Origin of the sequence: Streptomyces sp. NPDC059443, from assembly GCF_042750105.1 — a bacterium.
Taxonomy (GTDB): Bacteria; Actinomycetota; Actinomycetes; order Streptomycetales; family Streptomycetaceae; genus Streptomyces.
On record NZ_JBHYVM010000029.1, the window covers coordinates 47,683 to 61,423 of the forward strand.

The 13,741-nt window shown below is 71.2% G+C and carries 10 protein-coding genes; 2 read left to right on the forward strand and 8 right to left on the reverse strand.

The features are described from left to right. Positions 1-16 precede the first annotated feature (16 nt). The 8 genes from ACFXDJ_RS25630 to ACFXDJ_RS25665 form a co-directional block, all read right to left on the reverse strand. A complete protein-coding gene (locus tag ACFXDJ_RS25630) occupies positions 17-1,267 on the reverse strand; it encodes a sensor histidine kinase (protein WP_384650252.1) in 1,251 nt (416 codons plus the stop codon). 5 nt (positions 1,268-1,272) lie between these two features. Continuing rightward, positions 1,273-1,941 (reverse strand): two-component system response regulator CseB, encoded by a 669-nt coding sequence (cseB, locus tag ACFXDJ_RS25635; RefSeq protein WP_384650279.1) that lies wholly within the window; start codon positions 1,939-1,941, stop codon positions 1,273-1,275. Between the two features lie 220 nt (positions 1,942-2,161). Continuing rightward, entirely contained in the window at positions 2,162-3,541 is a 1,380-nt protein-coding gene (gene hemG / locus ACFXDJ_RS25640; protein WP_384650254.1) for a protoporphyrinogen oxidase, read from the reverse strand. Between the two features lie 63 nt (positions 3,542-3,604). Beyond that, positions 3,605-4,804 (reverse strand): TIGR04053 family radical SAM/SPASM domain-containing protein, encoded by a 1,200-nt coding sequence (locus ACFXDJ_RS25645; protein ID WP_384650256.1) that lies wholly within the window; start codon positions 4,802-4,804, stop codon positions 3,605-3,607. Continuing rightward, positions 4,801-5,526 (reverse strand): respiratory nitrate reductase subunit gamma, encoded by a 726-nt coding sequence (narI, locus tag ACFXDJ_RS25650; RefSeq protein ID WP_384650258.1) that lies wholly within the window; start codon positions 5,524-5,526, stop codon positions 4,801-4,803. Before narI ends, ACFXDJ_RS25645 begins: the two co-directional genes overlap by 4 nt. Continuing rightward, positions 5,526-6,254 (reverse strand): nitrate reductase molybdenum cofactor assembly chaperone, encoded by a 729-nt coding sequence (gene narJ, locus ACFXDJ_RS25655; protein ID WP_384650260.1) that lies wholly within the window; start codon positions 6,252-6,254, stop codon positions 5,526-5,528. Before narJ ends, narI begins: the two co-directional genes overlap by 1 nt. Further along, the gene (narH, locus tag ACFXDJ_RS25660) at positions 6,251-7,786 is read right to left on the reverse strand and encodes a nitrate reductase subunit beta (RefSeq protein WP_384650262.1); all 1,536 of its coding nucleotides are present in this window, start codon (positions 7,784-7,786) and stop codon (positions 6,251-6,253) included. Before narH ends, narJ begins: the two co-directional genes overlap by 4 nt. Positions 7,787-7,790: 4 nt before the next feature. Beyond that, the gene (locus ACFXDJ_RS25665) at positions 7,791-11,477 is read right to left on the reverse strand and encodes a nitrate reductase subunit alpha (protein ID WP_384650264.1); all 3,687 of its coding nucleotides are present in this window, start codon (positions 11,475-11,477) and stop codon (positions 7,791-7,793) included. Between the two features lie 230 nt (positions 11,478-11,707). On the opposite strand from ACFXDJ_RS25665, the gene ACFXDJ_RS25670 reads away from it, so the two are divergent. Both ACFXDJ_RS25670 and ACFXDJ_RS25675 read left to right on the forward strand, forming a co-directional pair. Next, positions 11,708-12,454 carry a YwiC-like family protein gene (locus tag ACFXDJ_RS25670; protein WP_384650266.1) on the forward strand — a complete coding sequence of 249 codons (747 nt, stop codon included), beginning with the start codon at positions 11,708-11,710 and terminating at the stop codon, positions 12,452-12,454. Positions 12,455-12,541: 87 nt separating this feature from the next. Next, a complete protein-coding gene (locus ACFXDJ_RS25675) occupies positions 12,542-13,735 on the forward strand; it encodes an acyltransferase family protein (protein ID WP_384650268.1) in 1,194 nt (397 codons plus the stop codon). Positions 13,736-13,741 lie beyond the last annotated feature (6 nt).

The following is a 13,741-nucleotide window of genomic DNA, read 5'->3' on the forward strand; positions in this document are numbered from 1 at the left end:
TAGGGCCTGGCGGCGCTCAGTACGGCAGGCGCAGGGTGGCCACGGCTCCGCCGTCCGGGGCGTTGGTGAAGCGGAGCTCGGCGCCGAGGAGCCGGGCCTGGCCCAGGGCGATGGTCAGGCCCAGTCCGTGGCCCGAGCCGCGCTCGGCCGCACCCGTCTGGAAGCGGCGGGGGCCGTCGCGGAGCAGGTCCGCGGGGAATCCGGGGCCGTGGTCGCGCACGACCACGGTGTGGCCCTCGACGGTGACCTCCACCGGGGCCCGCCCGTGCCGGTGGGCGTTGATGACGAGGTTGCCGACGATCCGTTCGAGACGGCGCGGGTCGGTCTCCACCGTCTGCGCGGATTCGGACACGCCTTCGACCTCCGCGTCGAAGCCGGTGCGCACCACGGCCTCCCGGACGACCGCGTCGAGCGGCACCCGGGCGCGGACGGGCTCTTCGGCTCCGGCGTCCAGCCGGGAGATCTCCAGCAGGTCCTCGACCAGGCCGCGCAGATCGCGTACCCGGGCCCGGAGCAGGTCCTCGGTCTCACCGGCCGGCAGCAGGTCGGTGGCGGCCAGCAGACCGCCGACGGGGGTGCGCAGTTCGTGGGCCACGTCGGCGGTGAACCGGCGCTCGTCGCGCAGGCGCCGGCCGAGGGTGTCGGCCATGAGGTCGACGGTGGCGGCGATGTCGTCCACCTCGTCGCGGCCCTCGGTGGGCCCGGTCCGGGCGTCGAGGTCCCCGGCGGAGATCCGGCTCGCGGTCTCGGAGACCTGCCGCAGCCGGCGGGCGAGGAGACCGGCTCCGTACGTCGCCAGGGGTGTGGTCGCAGCGAGGACGACCAGCGAGGCCACCGCCATGGTCACGTCGAGCTGGCGCAGCCCGTAGAGCCCCGAGTTCATGCTGACCCGGAGGGCGAGCACCGGGCTGCCCGGGCCGCCGACCCGCTGGGCGCCCCAGACGCCCGGGGGGACGATCTCCTCGGGATCCTCGTAGTAGGCCGTGTGCCGGTCGCCGTCGGCCAGGTGCCTCAGTGCGGCGGGCAGCTCGGCCGGATCGAGCTCGGCGCCGTCCACGAGCGTTCCGGTGCGCCGGTAGGTCTCCATGGCCGAGTACACGCTGTTCGAGGCCTGCATTTCGGCCTGTTCCCGGATCTCCCTCGCCGTCCACACGTGCACCAGCACGCCCACCGATACGGCGACCAGGCAGCCCGTGGCCGCGGCCAGCGCGGCGATCTTCCAGCGCAGGGGAACGCGGCGCGGCCCGGGGCGGCGGAACGGAAGCACCGAGCTCAGCGCCTGAGCTTGTAGCCGAAGCCGCGGACCGTCTCGATCCGGTCCCGGCCGAGCTTGCCGCGCAGCCGCTGCACGCACAGGTCCACGACCCGGCTGTCGCCGTCCCAGCCGTAGTCCCAGACGTTGCGCAGCAGGGTGTGCCGCTCCAGGACGACGCCCGGGTGCGCGGCGAACTCCAGCAGCAGCTTCAGTTCGGTCGGGGTCAGTGCCACCGGACTGCCGTTGACGGACACGTCCAGGCCGCCGGTGTGGATGGTCAGGTCCCCGAAGGCCAGCAGCTCGCCCTCGGACGGGGCCGGCCCCTCGTCCGCGGCCTGCCCGGCCGCCGGGGCGGGGGCGTAGGTCGCCCGCCGGAGCAGCGAACGGATGCGTGCGACGAGCACGTTGGTGTCCACGGGTTTGACCACGTAGTCGTCGGCCCCGGCCTCCAGCCCGGAGACGATGTCCAGCCCGTCGCCGCGGGCCGACATCATCAGGACGGGTACCAGGCTGCTCTCCCGGACCCGGCGGCACAGGCTGATCCCGTCCAGGCCGGGCAGCATCACGTCCAGGATCAGCACGTCGAAGGTGCCGTCGCGGAAGGATTCGAGGCCGGTGAGCCCGTCGGCGGCGGCCTTCACCTGGTATCCGTAGCGCTCCAGGGAGACGGTGAAGGACCGGCGCATCAGGTCGTCGTCCTCCACCAGCAGCACGCGAACCGGAGTGGGGGAGGACACGGGCGGATGACTCCTGTTCGGCGGGCGGAGGGCGGAGGGCGGGAAGACCTGAAAGGAACGATATGGCAGCGGCGACCGCGACCCCCCTCGCCACGGCCCGGCGCACCGATTAGATGGATAACCAAGCGCTCCTTGATACCCGGCGGATACAAAAGCCAGGGGCCGAAACCTAGGGCTGCGCCAGGATCCGCTTCGCCGCCGCGCGCCCCGTCGCGACGCAGGCGGCCACGCCCACGCCCTCGTACGCCGCCCCGCACAGGGCGAGGCCCGGGAGCTTGCCGGCGGCCTCGCGGATGCGGGCGACGCGTTCGCGGTGGCCCACGCCGTACTGGGGCAGGCCGCGGTCCCAGCGGGTGACGCGGGTGGCCAGGGGTTCGCCCATCGGGCCCACCGCGTGGTGGAGTTCGGCGATGGCCGCGCGGACCAGGTGGCGGTCGGGGCGGCTGAGGAGCTCGTCCTCGCCGATGCGGCCGATGGAGGCGCGCAGGACGAAGGTCTCGGGGGCCGCGTCGCGCAGCCAGGACCACTTGTTGGAGAGGAAGGACGCGGCCTTCAGGGTGTGGCCGTCGACCGGCGGGACCAGGAAGCCGTTGCCCTCGGGGAGGAAATGGGCCTGGGCGCGGGAGAAGGCCATGGTGATGACGGCCGTCGACGCGTGCGGGATCGAGGAGAGCTCGGCCTCGGCCATGGGGGAGTGGGGGCGCAGCAGTTCGGCCGCCGCGAAGGCCGGGAGGGCCAGGACGACGGAGTCCGCCTCCATCGTGAGCGCGCCGTCGCCGGTCATCGCCTGGACCCGCCAGCGGTCCTCGCCCACGCGCTGGAGCGAGCGTGCCGTCGTACCGGTGAGGATGCGGGCTCCGCAGGCTTCCGCGACCGCCGCCGGGAAGCGCCCGGTGCCGCCGACGACCCCCTGGACGGCCACGGCCGCCGAGCGCGGGGCGCCCGCGGCGCGCATCCGGCGCAGGGCGGGGAGGAGGGGGGTGCCCTGTTCCGCGAGGGCCGCGATCCGCGGCATGGCGGCGCGCAGCGAGAGCCGGTCGGCGAGGCCGGCGTAGACCCCGCCCAGCATGGGCTCGACGAGGCGGTCGACGGCCTCCTGGCCGAAGCGGCCCGCCAGGTACGCGCTGACCGAGCAGTCCTCGGTGAGCGCGGTGGCCGGGAGGGTCTCCTCGGCGGCGACCCGCCGGACGCCCTCGGGGGTGAGGAGGCCGGTGCCGATGAGCGCGGAGGGGTCGGTCGGTACGCCCATCACGTGCCCGGCGGGCAGGGGGCGCAGCGCGCCGTTGGTCCAGATGGTGGTGGGGGACTTCGCCGGGTCGCAGAGGGCGTCGCCGAGTCCGACGGCGGCGGCCAGCTCCACGGCCTCCGGCCGCAGGGCCATCAGGGATTCCGCGCCCTCGTCGACGGTGATTCCGGCGATGGTGCCGGTACGGAGCTTCCCGCCGACCTTGGCGTTGCTCTCCAGAACGGTCACGTCGGCCCGGCCGCGCAACTGCCACGCGGCGGCCAGGCCGCTGATTCCGCCACCGATGACGATCACTGAACGCATTGTGTTCTCCCGTGGCCCCGAGGCCGATATGTTCCCTTGTGAAACTTATGAGAACCCTGTGAGTCAGTGCCTCATGCTTTCGGCCAGAGCCCTGAGGTCCTCCTGATAGGGGAAGCTGCCCGGCTCGTACGCGCAGTACGGGTCGGCCTCCAGCACGTCGCGCGTGAACCCGTACGCCCGCGAGCGCGATCCCCCGCACACCGTCTTGAACTCGCACGCCCCGCACTTCCCGCGCAGCAGCGAGGGGTCGCGGAGCTTGGTGAACAGCGCCGAGCCCCGGTAGATCTCGGTCAGCGGGTGGTTCTTCACGTTGCCCGCCGAGACCGGCAGGAACCCGCTGGGGTGCACCTCGCCGGTGTGCGAGATGAAGACGAAGCCGCGGCCCGAGGAGACGTCCATCGGCGGGCGGCGCACGGCCCGCCGTTCGCCGTCGAAGAGCCCCAGCTCGCGGGCGCGGGCCGAGAGGCGCTCGTAGAGCCCGCCCAGGACCGGGCGCTCGCCGCGCGCGTCGAGGATCGTGCGCTGGAGCGCGACCCGGCGGAAGTGGTGGCCCTCCGTCGTCTTGGTGGCCATCACCGCCCCGCAGTCGTACAGGAAGTGCAGGACGTCCTCGGTCTCCGCGGCGGTGAGCGAGTCCAGCCGCTCCCCGCGCCCGGTCGGGACCAGGACGAAGCCGGACCACAGCATCGCGCCCTCGCGCTTGACGAGCGCCGCGATGTCGGCGAGGTCCTCCAGGCTGTTCCGGGTGACCGTGGTGTTGATCTGGACCTTGAGCCCGAGCTCCCGCGCGGCCCGCCAGCCGTCCAGCGTCCAGTCGTACACCCCGGGCACGCCGCGGAAGGCGTCGTGCCGCCCGGCCGTCGAACCGTCCAGAGAGAGTGAGAGCGCGATGGCGCCCGCCTCCCGCACCGCTACGAGGTTCTCCCGGGTCAGCGTCGGCGTACCGGACGGGGACACCGCGACCCGCAGGCCCAGCGAGGTCCCGTACGCCACCAGATCGGTGAGGTCGGCGCGCTGGAAGGGGTCCCCGCCGGTGATCACGAAGAGCGGGCTCGGCTTGCCGAAGGCGGCGATCTGGTCCATGACCCGCCGGGCGTCCGCCCCGTCCAGTTCCTCGGGGTGGCGGGCGGTCTGCGCCTCGGCCCGGCAGTGCAGGCAGGCCAGCGGGCAGGCCCGGGTCGCCTCCCAGATCACGATGAAGGGCCGGTCGGAGACCGCGTGCCGGGGGCGGCGGACGACGGTGCGATCGGGGCGTCGGGTCACGAGACGCGCTCCCAGCCGCGCTTGGTGCGGCGGTTGGCGAGCAGCTCCGGGTCCCGCTTGCGGTAGACCACGTAGGGCCGGAACAGGTACTTCAGCGGCACCGAGAACATGTGCACCAGGCGCGAGTACGGGATCAGCGCGAACAGGACGAAGCCGAAGACGATGTGGATCTTGAAGGCGAGCGGGGCGGCCGCCATCAGGTGGTAGTCCGGGGTGAAGGTGAACAGGCTGCGGAACCACAGGGAGATGCCGTCACGATAGTTGTAACCGTCCGTCATCCCGGCCGAGTTCAGCATCGTGGCCGTCAGCCCCAGCACCATCGCGCCGAGCAGGCACGCGTACATCGCGTGGTCGCTGCGCAGCGTCGCCCGGCGCACGGCGGGCACCTTGAAGCGCCGGTAGACCAGGATCCCGATGCCGGCGGCGGCCGCGACGCCCGCGACGGTGCCGGTGGCCAGGGCGATCAGGTGGTACGCGTGGTCGCTCACGCCCACCGCGTCGGTCCAGCTCTTGGGGACGAGCAGACCCACGACGTGGCCGAGGACCACGAAGAGCATGCCGAAGTGGAAGAGCGGCGAGCCGATGCGCAGCAGCCGCGACTCGTGCAGCTGCGAGGAGTGCGTGGTCCAGCCGAACTTGTCGAACCGGGCCCGCCAGACCGTGCCCGCGACGAGCAGGGCGATCGAGACGTACGGGAAGACGCCCCACAGGAGGAGGTCCATCAGGCGGGCATCCTTTCGGGTGCGGTGGGCCACGGGAGGTCGGTCGGAGCCGAGAGCGGGAGGTCGGTGGGCATGTCGGCCGGCATGTCGATGCCCGGTCCGAACGGCTCCAGCGCCGAGCCCGCGCCCACCAGCTCCTGCGGCGGCCCGTTCTTCGCCAGCGCCTTCGCCTCGGCCTTGGTCTCGGGGGAGGGGCCGGGCAGCGTCGCGCAGACGGCCTCCAGGACCCGGGCGTACGGGGATCCGGACTCGGTGAGCGCGAGCCGCAGCAGCTCCAGCCCGGCCCGGTGCTCCTGGAGCAGCTCGGTGCCGGCCTCCTCCTCGCGGGCCGCGAACTCCAGGGCCACCGGCAGGAAGTCGGGGAGCTCCTCGCCCGCGAACTCCAGCCCGAAGTCCCGGTAGATCCGCTTCAGCCGAACCAGGGACAGCCCGCGCCGACGGGTGTCGCCGTCCACCCACCAGGTGAGGTAGAGGCAGCGCCGGTTGCGGGTGTCGAAGGTCGAGGTGTACTGGGAGCACAGCTCGATCGGGGTCTGGGCCTCTGCCTCGTCGAGGAACGCGCCGAGCAGTCGGGCCGGTTCGGCGGGCGCCCCGGTGAGGGCCGCACGGAGCCGGGGGAGTTCATCGTGGAAGTAGTCTCCGGGGTACTGGAGCACGCAGCCCGCGACCAGTCGTACGAGGGCATCACCGCTCATCGGGTGTCCGGGGTATCCGGGGTATCCGCTCATGAACTCCTCCTGGTGGTACCGAGGTTGAGCATCACCCGGGGCTCGGGCGGCAGGGCCCCCACCGGGCAGCCCTGGTCGGCGGCGCCGTCCAGCGGGTGGGAGTCGGCGAGCGCGTCGGCCTCGGCGCGGGCGGCGCTCGGGACCACGAAGCGGTCCTCGATCTTGGCGATGGCCAGCAGGCGGAACATGTCCTCCATCTCCTGGCCCGACAGCCCGACGGCCCGCGCGATCGACTCGTCCTTCTCCTCGCCGAGGTTGATCCGGCGCATGTAGGCGCGCATCGCGGCCATCCGGCGCAGCACCGCCTCCACCGGCTGGGTGTCCCCGGCGGTGAGGATCGCGGCGAGGTACTCGACGGGGATGCGCATGGCGTCGATGGCGCCGAAGAGGTTGCCGGCGTCCTCGCCGTCGCTGCCGGTGGCGGCGACCGCCTCGACCACGGGGGAGAGCGGGGGCACGTACCAGACCATCGGCATCGTGCGGTACTCCGGGTGGAGCGGGAGGGCGACCTGGTAGGTGGCGATCAGGTCGTAGACGGGCGAGCGCCGCGCCGCGTCGATCCACTCGTCGGTGATGCCGGCCGCGCGGGCGGCGGCGATCACGGCCGGGTCGTCGGGGTCGAGGAAGCATTCGACCTGGGAGGGGTAGAGGTCGTGCTCGTCCTCGACGGACGCGGCCTCGGCGACCTTGTCGGCGTCGTAGAGCATCACGCCGAGGTAGCGCATCCTGCCCACGCAGGTCTCCGAGCACACGGTCGGCATGCCGATCTCGATGCGCGGGAAGCAGAAGGTGCACTTCTCGGCCTTGCCGGTCTGGTGGTTGAAGTACACCTTCTTGTACGGGCATCCGCTCACGCACATGCGCCAGCCGCGGCACTGGTCCTGGTCGACCAGGACGATGCCGTCCTCCTCGCGCTTGTACATCGCGCCCGAGGGGCAGGAGGAGACGCACGCGGGGTTGAGGCAGTGCTCGCAGATGCGGGGGAGGTAGAACATGAAGCTCTGCTCGAACTCGAAGCGGATCTTCTCGCCGACCTCGTCGCGGATCTTCTCGACGATCGGGTCCTTCGGCGCGTGCGCGGGGGCGCCGCCGAGGTTGTCGTCCCAGTTCGGACCCCACTCGATCTTGTCGATCGGCTCGCCGGTGAGCTGCGAGACGGGCCGGGCGGTGGGCAGGTCGTCGCCCGCCGGGGCCTCGGTGAGGTTCTTGTACTCGTAGGTCCACGGCTGGTAGTAGTCGTCGATCTCCGGGAGGTCCGGGTTCGCGAAGATCTTGCCCAGCTTGGCGAGCCGGCCGCCGGCGCGCAGGCGGAGCTTGCCCGAGCGGGTGCGTTCCCAGCCGCCCTTCCACTTCTCCTGGTCCTCCCAGCGGCGCGGGTAGCCCTGGCCGGGGAGGGTTTCGACGTTGTTGAACCAGACGTACTCGGTGCCCTGCCGGTTGGTCCACGCCTGCTTGCAGGTGACCGAGCAGGTGTGGCAGCCGATGCACTTGTCGAGGTTCATGACCATCGCGACCTGTGCCATGACGCGCATGTTGTTAGAACTCCACCTTCTGGTCGCGGCGGCGGATGACCGTCACCTCGTCGCGCTGGTTGCCGGTCGGGCCGAGGTAGTTGAAGGCCCAGGTGAGCTGGGCGTAGCCGCCGATGAGGTGGGTGGGCTTGAGCATCACCCGGGTCAGCGAGTTGTGGATGCCGCCGCGGCGTCCGGTCTTCTCCGTCTTGGGGACGCCGACCGTGCGCTCCTGCGCGTGGTTCATGTAGACCGTGCCGGGCGGCATCTTGTGGGAGACGATCGCGCGGGCGGTGATCACGCCGTTGCGGTTGACCGCCTCGATCCAGTCGTTGTCCGCGACCCCGATGGCGTCGGCGTCCTGCGGGGACATCCACACCGTCTGGCCGCCGCGGCCCAGGGTCATCATGTAGAGGTTGTCCTGGTACTGGCTGTGGATCGCCCACTTGTTGTGCGGGGTCAGGTACCGCACGGCCACCGACTTCGTCTTCTCGTCGACGGTGCCCAGCTCGGGCTCCCCGTACAGGGTGTGCATGTTCAGCGGCGGCTTGTAGACGGGGAGGGACTCCCCGACCTCGTGCAGCCAGTCGTGGTCGATGAAGAAGTGCTGGCGTCCGGTGAGGGTGTGCCAGGGCTTGAGGTGCTCGGTGTTGATCGTGAAGGCCGTGTACCGGCGCCCGCCGGACTCGGAGCCCGACCACTCGGGTGAGGTGATCACCGGGACCGGGCGGGCCTGGGTGTCGGCGAAGGTGATCCGCTTGCCCTCGGCCTCGGCGGCCAGGTGGGCCATCGGGGTGCCGACCTTCTTCTCCAGGGTCTCGAAACCCTGGGTGGCGAGGCGGCCGTTGCTGGTGCCGGAGAGGGAGAGGATCGCCTCGCAGGCCTGCTGGGCGGTCTCCAGGCGCGGGCGGCCGTCGGCGACCCCGCCGCGTACCGTGCCGTTCTTCGCGCCCAGGTAGCCGACCTCCTCGGCCACGTCGAAGGTGACGGCCTTCGTGGTCACGCCCAGCTCGTCGACGAGCGGGCCGAGCGCGGCGAACTTCTCGCCGACCGCCCCGTAGTCGCGTTCGACGACGGTCAGGTTGTACATCGTCCGGCCGGGTACGGGCTCGCACTCGCCCTTCGACCAGTCCAGCGCGACCCCGCCTGGCTGGGCCATCTCGCCGCCCGGGGTGTCGTGCTGGAGCGCGGTGGCGACCAGGTCCTTGCGGACGCCCAGGTGGGTGCCGGCCAGCTCGCCGAAGCGCTCGGCCAGGCCCTTGAAGGCGTCGTAGTCCGAGCGGGCCTGCCAGGGCGGGTCCACGGCCGGGGTGAAGGCGTGCAGGAAGGGGTGCATGTCCGTCGAGGACAGGTCGTGCTTCTCGTACCAGGTGGCCGCCGGGAAGACCACGTCGGACAGGAGCGTCGTGGACGTCATCCGGAAGTCCATGGACATGAGCAGGTCGAGCTTGCCCTCCACGTCCTCCTCCCGGTAGGTCACGTCCTTCGGGGTGCAACGCGGGCCGTCCTCGGGGAGGTTGGAGTGCGTGCCGAGGAGGTGCTTGAGGAAGTACTCGTTGCCCTTGGAGCTGGAGCCCAGCAGATTGGCCCGCCATACGTTGAGCACCCGCGGCCAGTTGTGCGGGGCGTCCGGGTCCTCGCCGGCGAAGCCCAGCTCCCCGCTCCCCAGCTGCCGGACCGTCTCCGCGACCGGGTCCTCGGCCTCCGCCAGCTCCAGCGGATTGCGGTCGAAGGTCGGGTACGAGGGCATCCAGCCCATCCGGGTGCTCGCCGCCAGGCAGTCCGAGCCCGTCATCCCCTCGAAGGCCCCCCTCGCCAGGGGGGAGGCGAGGGCCTCGGCCGGCAGGGTGTCGTAGCGCCACTGGTCGGTGTGCAGGTAGAACCAGGCCGCGCCGATCATCTGGCGCGGCGGGCGCGACCAGTCGGAGGCCGCCGCCAGGGTGGCCCAGCCGGTGACCGGGCGGCACTTCTCCTGGCCCACGTAGTGGCCCCAGCCGCCGCCGTTGCGGCCCTGGCAGCCGGTGAGGGTGAGCAGGGCGAGGAAGGAGCGGTAGATGGTCTCGGAGTGGAACCAGTGGTTGGTGCCCGCGCCCATCAGGATCATGCAGCGGCCCTCGGACTCCTCCGCGGTCTGCGCGAACTCCCGTGCCACGCGCGCCGCCTGGGCCGCCGGGACCGAGGTCAGCGACTCCTGCCAGCCGGGGGTGCCGGGCGCGGACGCGTCCTCGTACCCCGTCGGCCAGACGCCGGGCAGACCCTCGCGGCCGACCCCGTACTGGGCCAGCATCAGGTCGAACACGGTCGTGACGAGCCGGTCTCCGAGGCGCCGTACGGGCACACCGCGGCGGATCGTGCCGCCCCGCTCGTCGTCTTCGAAGCGGGGGAGGACGATCTCCGCGCTCTCGTCGGCGGTGCCGTGGAGGGTCAGCCGGGGAACGGTGTCACCGAGGTCGAGGTTCCACTCGGGCTTCTCGTTCGTGCCCCAGCGGTGACCGAGCGATCCGTTCGGGACGACGGCCTCACCGGTGACGTCGTCGATCAGGACCGTTTTCCACTGCGCGTTCTCGCCCGCGTCCAGACCGTGCGTCTGGCCGAGATCCGCGGCGGTGACGAATTTTCCGGGGACCAGACCCTGTTCGGTCTCGGTGAGTGAAACCAGGAACGGCAGGTCGGTGTACTTCCGGACGTAATCGGAGAAGAAGGGGGTTTCCTTCTCGACGAAGAATTCCTTGAGGATGACATGGCCCATCGCGAGGGCCAGCGCACCGTCCGTGCCGGGGTGCGGGTGCATCCATTCGTCGGCGAATTTCGTGTTGTCGGCGAAATCCGGGGAGACGGTGACCACCTTCTGGCCGCGATAACGCGCCTCGGCCATCCAGTGCGCGTCGGGGGTCCGGGTGACGGGGACGTTCGAGCCCCACATCATCAGGTAGGCGGCGTCCCACCAGTCGCCCGACTCGGGGACGTCCGTCTGGTCGCCGAAGACCTGCGGGGAGGCGACCGGGAGGTCGGCGTACCAGTCGTAGAAGGACAGCATCGGCGCGCCGATGAGCGAGTGGAAACGGGCGCCGGCCGCGTGCGAGGCCATCGACATCGCGGGGATCGGCGAGAAGCCGGCGACCCGGTCCGGGCCGTGCTCCTTGATGGTGTGCACGTGCGCGGCGGCGACGATCTCCGTCGCCTCCTCCCAGGTCGCGCGCACCAGCCCGCCCTTGCCGCGCGCCCGCTGGTACGTACGCCGGCGTTCGGGATCGGATTGGATGTCGGCCCAGGCCTCGACCGGATCGCCCAGCCGCTGCTTGGCCTCGCGGTACATCTCCAGGAGGGTGCCGCGGACGTACGGGTAGCGGACCCGGGTGGGGGAGTAGGAGTACCAGGAGAACGAGGCTCCGCGCGGGCAGCCGCGCGGCTCGTACTCGGGGCTGTCCGGGCCGACGGAGGGGTAGTCCGTGGACTGGGTCTCCCAGGTGATGATCCCGTCCTTGACGTACACCTTCCACCGGCAGGAACCGGTGCAGTTCACGCCGTGGGTGGAGTACACGACCTTGTCGTGGCTCCAGCGGTCCCGGTAGAACGCCTCCGCGGCGCGGCCACCTGTCTTGTGGACGGTGCGCAGGTCGTCCGAGACCTCGCCGCGCGTGAAGAAGCTGCCCGCCTTGATCAGAGATTCGGCGGCGTCCTGGTGTTCCTGACGTCCGTGGCGCTCGTGCAAGGCGACCCTCCAGGCCGGAATAAAGGCGGTGCGAGGGCCAGGACAAGATGGCCCAGACACGACGCTACGCCCGGTCCGGAGGGGAATCCGATGACAAAGGTCCCGTGCGGGCATGACCTAATTCCGGTCTTTCGAGGGCCGACCGGATGTCACGCTGGAAGAGGTCAACTCCGGTGAGAATCCCGGAAAATTACGAGAGCGAATGCCAATTAGAGGAAGGACCCGGGAACGTGTCACCCAAGAGGGCCACTGCCTGGATGCCCGACCAGCACGGGGCCTGGGCGATGCTGACGGTGCCCTTCCTCGCGGGCACGTTCCTGGCGCCCCGGTCGGGGTGGGCGCACGCGGTGCTCCTCGCGGCCTGGCTCCTCGGCTACGCCGCCCTCTTCCACGCACAGCAGTGGCTCCGCCTGCGCAGGGCCGCGGCGCGGCGGCCGGCGGTGGCGCGGGGGCACGTACGCCCCGCGCTCGTCCTCGGCGGGGCGTGCGCGGCGGCCGGGATCCCGCTCGCGGTGGCGCACCCCTGGCTGCTCCTCGCGGGCGCGGCGGCTGCCCCGTTCGTGGCGGTCACCACCTGGTACGCCCGGCGCAACCGGGAGCGGGCGCTGGTCAACGGGCTGGCGGCGGTGGTCCCGGCCTGCGGGATGCTGCTGGTGGCCGCGCGGATGGGCGGTTCGGGATGGCTCTGGGCCCCGGCGGCGGCCTGCCTGCTGTACTTCGCGGGGACCGTCCCGTACGTGAAGACGATGATCCGGAAACGGAACTCCCGTACGCACTACCGCGGTTCGGTGGCCTACCACGCGGCAGCCCTCGCCCTGGCGGCGGCCTTCCTCTCCCCGTGGCTGGCGATCCCCTTCGGGGCCTACCTGGCCAGGGCGGCCGCCCTTCCCGGGCGGGGGCTCAGGGTTCCGGTGGTCGGTGCCCTCGAACTCGCCTGCTCGGCGGCGCTCTTGGCGTCACTCCTGACGCTCTTTTAGAGCTTCCGGCCGGCCATTCGTCCGTCAACTGCCCGTCACCCTGCACTGCTACGCTGCCGAACCGCGTATACAGAGGGATTAAATGACGTGAGTGGTGTCACCCCCGCGGTGCCTGTGACCACACCGGCTCCCACCGCACGGCTGCTGTCACTCACCGGGATGCGGTGGGCTGCCGCCCTGTTGGTCTTCTGCTTCCATGTCACGGTCGAAACCGGCTTCTTCGGCGAGGCGCGGGACAAGGAGACTCTGGCGCGGCTCTTCGGAGGCGGTGCGTCGGGTGTGTCCTTCTTCTTCGTGCTCTCCGGCTTCGTGCTGACCTGGTCGGCCCGTTCCCACGACAGCAAGGTCGCCTTCTGGCGCCGCCGGTTCGCCCGGATCTACCCGAGCCACTTCGTGATGTTCCTGGCCGCGGTGGCGTACCTCATGTGGACCGGCGCGGAGCTCAGCGGTCGCGTCGCGGCGGCGAACCTCACCCTGACCCAGTCCTGGGCCGTACTCGGCCCCGACTACTGGTACGGCTACAACGGCGTGTCCTGGTCGCTGAGCGTCGAGTTCTTCTTCTACTTCACGTTTCCGTTCATCGTGCCCGTGATCGTCCGCATGGGAGTGCGGGGCTGGTGGGCCATTGTCGTGGTGTGCACCGGGCTCGTCGTCGCGATGCCCTACCTGATGGAGCCGGTCGCGGAGAAGACAGGCATACGCGAGCTGTACTTCGTCTACCTGTGCCCGCCGGTGCGACTGCTCGAATTCGCCGTCGGAATCGCGCTCGCCCTGCTGGTGAAGAGCGGACGGTGGCACGGCCCCAACATGACCCTGTCGAGCGTCGTGTTCCTCGCCGGCCTGCTGCTGAACAAGACGATCGCCGCCGAGACCAGCCAGTGGCTCGTGGCCGGCGCGGCCGTCGGTGTCATCGGGTGTGTGCTGATGATCCCCGCCGCCGCGCGGGCGGACATCAGGGGCACCGCGTCGATCTGGCGGCACCCCCGGATGGTGTGGCTGGGCGAGGTGTCCTTCTGTTTCTACCTCGTCCACGAGCTGGTGCTCTACTCCACGGTCTATCTCTTCCACGGTGCGCCCAGGCTCCGCACGGTCCAGGCCACGGCTCTGATGTTCGCCTGTTTCTCGGTGGCGCTGATCCTCGCGGTCCTGGTGCACGAGCTGGTCGAGAAGCCCTTCGTGAAGCGGCTGAGTCCGAAGAGCAAGCGGCGGGGCCGCGGGAGTGCGGTCCCACCGCAGGGCGACCGACGGGGCACGGAGCCCCTGGTCGGCGCCAACGGCTGATCGCTC